Source organism: Saccharomonospora iraqiensis subsp. iraqiensis, from assembly GCF_000430445.1.
In the GTDB taxonomy this organism is placed as follows: Bacteria; Actinomycetota; Actinomycetes; order Mycobacteriales; family Pseudonocardiaceae; genus Saccharomonospora; species Saccharomonospora iraqiensis.
In genome coordinates this window covers 78,225-80,662 of the sequence record NZ_KE387092.1, presented here as the reverse complement: position 1 = coordinate 80,662, position 2,438 = coordinate 78,225, and the positions used below count along the sequence as shown (strand labels likewise).

General features: G+C 74.7%; 2 protein-coding genes and 1 pseudogene. All 3 read left to right on the top strand.

Translation table 11 applies throughout. The annotated features are described in order from the left end of the window. A pseudogene (locus tag ACTIR_RS0113305) lies at window positions 1-300 on the top strand (serine hydrolase); the annotation flags it as partial. A 134-nt stretch (window positions 301-434) separates the two neighbouring features. Then, complete coding sequence (locus tag ACTIR_RS0113300) at window positions 435-1,484, top strand: MurR/RpiR family transcriptional regulator (RefSeq protein ID WP_026454655.1); 1,050 nt, start codon at window positions 435-437, stop codon at window positions 1,482-1,484. Window positions 1,485-1,511: 27 nt separating this feature from the next. Continuing rightward, window positions 1,512-2,438: N-acetylmuramic acid 6-phosphate etherase (gene murQ / locus ACTIR_RS0113295; RefSeq protein WP_052583871.1), on the top strand; the 927-nt coding region annotated here is incomplete at its 3' end.

Here is a 2,438-nt window from a genome sequence, read left to right as displayed (position 1 = left end):
GTCGACGACGGCCGGACCTGGCAAGAGCTGCCGATGCGGGCCCGCGGGCGGGGCGCCCCGGACGGGGAGGTCCGGAGCCTGGCGGGCACCGGGCACCGCACGTGGTGGTCCGTGCGGGCGGACGTGCCGACCGCGGACGGGGTCGTTCTCCGTTGGGAGTTCACCACGGACGGCCGCGACGCCGGGCGCGGCGTCCACCTCGACGGGGTGCGGGTCGTGCACGCCGAACGGACCCTGCTGGACGCCGAGCGGCACCCGGAGCGGTTGGTGGCCGACGGCTTTTACCTGCGTGACCGGTGAGAGTTGCCGACTCGTTAACCGGACGGGGTTAACGGGGCTCCACCGGTCGGCGACTTCCCGGCGACCACGGAGCACGACCCGGGCGGGTCCGCTCGGGCTGTCGTCGCGGAAAGGTGCGGGTATTCTTGTCCGATATGGCTGCGGTTGGTGACTTTCCCACAGGCGGAGCACCGGGTGACTTCGACACGGGACCGGAGGTGCCGACCGACGCCCACCCGGAGACCCCGGCAGCCGGGGACGCCCCGGACGACGGGGACGCCCCGGACGACGGGGACGCCCCGGACGACGGGGAGAGCGCGAGCCCGCTGGTCCGCATCCGCTCGCTGCTCCCCGGGCTCGCCCGGGCGGAGCAACGGGTCGCCCACGTGGTGCTCCAGGACCCGACCACCGTCTCCCGCCGCAGCATCACCGAGGTCGCCCAGGCGGCGCGGACGAGCGAGACCACCGTGACCCGGTTCTGCAAGGCCGTCGGGGTGGGCGGCTACCCGCAGCTGCGCATCGCGCTGGCCGCCGACACGGCCCGGGCGCAGGCCCGCTCCGCGCCGGACCTCGGCGGCGAGATCACCGGCGACGACGACGCGGCCTCGATGATCGGCAAGGTCGCCTTCGCCGACACCCGCGCGGTGGAGGAGACGGCCCAGCAGCTGGACCCGGTCGTCCTGGAACGGGTGATCGACGCGCTCGCCTCCGCGGGCCGGGTGGACGTCTACGGCGTCGGTGCGAGCGCGTTCGTCGCCGCCGACCTGCAGCAGAAGCTGCACCGCATCGGCCGGATCTCGTTCGCCTGGTCGGACACCCACATCATGCTGACCTCGGCCGCGGTCCTCGGTCCGGGGGACGTGGCCGTGGCGGTGTCGCACAGTGGCGCGACGAGCGACACGGTGGAGACGCTGCGGGTCGCGGGACAGCGGGGCGCCACCACGGTCGCGGTGACCAACTTCCCCCGCTCCCCGGTGGCGACGGTGGCCGACCACGTCCTGACCACCGCCGCCCGGGAGACCACCTTCCGGTCCGGCGCCACCGCGAGCCGCATCGCGCAGCTCACCGTCATCGACTGCCTGTTCATCGGGGTCGCCCGGCGGCACAGCGACGAGGCGCTCGGCGCACTGGAGGCGACCCGGAACGCGGTCGAGGGGCACCGGCTCGGGGTCCGCCCCGACGGCCGGCGGCGGGACAGCCGGTAGCCGCACGACGGAGGACCAGCGAGAACCATGACCGAGGCACAGCCCGGGCCGGGCCCCGGAAACCGGATCACCCACGTCGAGTCCCCGACCGAGCGGCGCAACCCGGCCACCACCGGGATCGACCGCATGTCCACGGCCGACGTCCTGGCCACCGTCAACGCCGAGGACCGCTCGGTGCCCGAGGCCGTCGGACGGGCACTGCCGGAGTTGACCCGCGCGGTCGACACCGCCACCGGGGCGCTGCGCGCGGGCGGGCGGGTGCACTACGTCGGCGCGGGGACCTCGGGCAGACTGGCCGTGCTCGACGCCGCGGAACTGGCCCCCACCTACAACATCCCGCCCGGCTGGTTCGTGCCCCACCACGCGGGCGGACCCGATGCCCTCCGGGAGGCCGTCGAGGACGCCGAGGACGACGAGGAGGCCGCGGCGGCCGAGTTGCGCGGCTCTGTCGCCGACGGGGACTTCGTCCTCGGTCTGACGGCCTCGGGGCGGACGCCGTACGTGCTCGCCGCGCTCCGCACGGCCCGGCACCGCGGTGCGGCCACCGCCCTGGTCACCGGGAATCCGGAGGCGCCCGTCCCGGACGAGGTCGACATCCGGATCACCGTGGACACCGGCCCCGAGGTCGTCACGGGTTCGACCCGGATGAAGGCCGGGACCGCGCAGAAGCTCGTGCTGACCTCGTTCTCCACCGCCACCATGATCAGGATGGGGCGGACGTACTCGAACCTCATGGTCAGCATGCACGCCACCAACGCCAAGCTGCGCGGCCGCACCGTCCGGGTCCTGCGGGAGGCCACCGGACTCGGTACGCAGTCCTGCACGCAGGCACTCGCCCGGGCCGGTGGGGACCTCAAGGTCGCGCTCGTCCACCTGCTGTCCGGTGCGGAGACCGCGGCGGCCGCCGCCGCACTGGACCGCGCGGGCGGGCACGTCCGGGAGGCGCTGACCTCG

What these genes read in the sequence shown, in the direction of transcription:
- ACTIR_RS0113300 (WP_026454655.1), top strand. Translation starts at nt 435, where the DNA reads ATGGCTGCGGTTGGTGACTTTCCCACAGGCGGAGCACCGGGTGACTTC.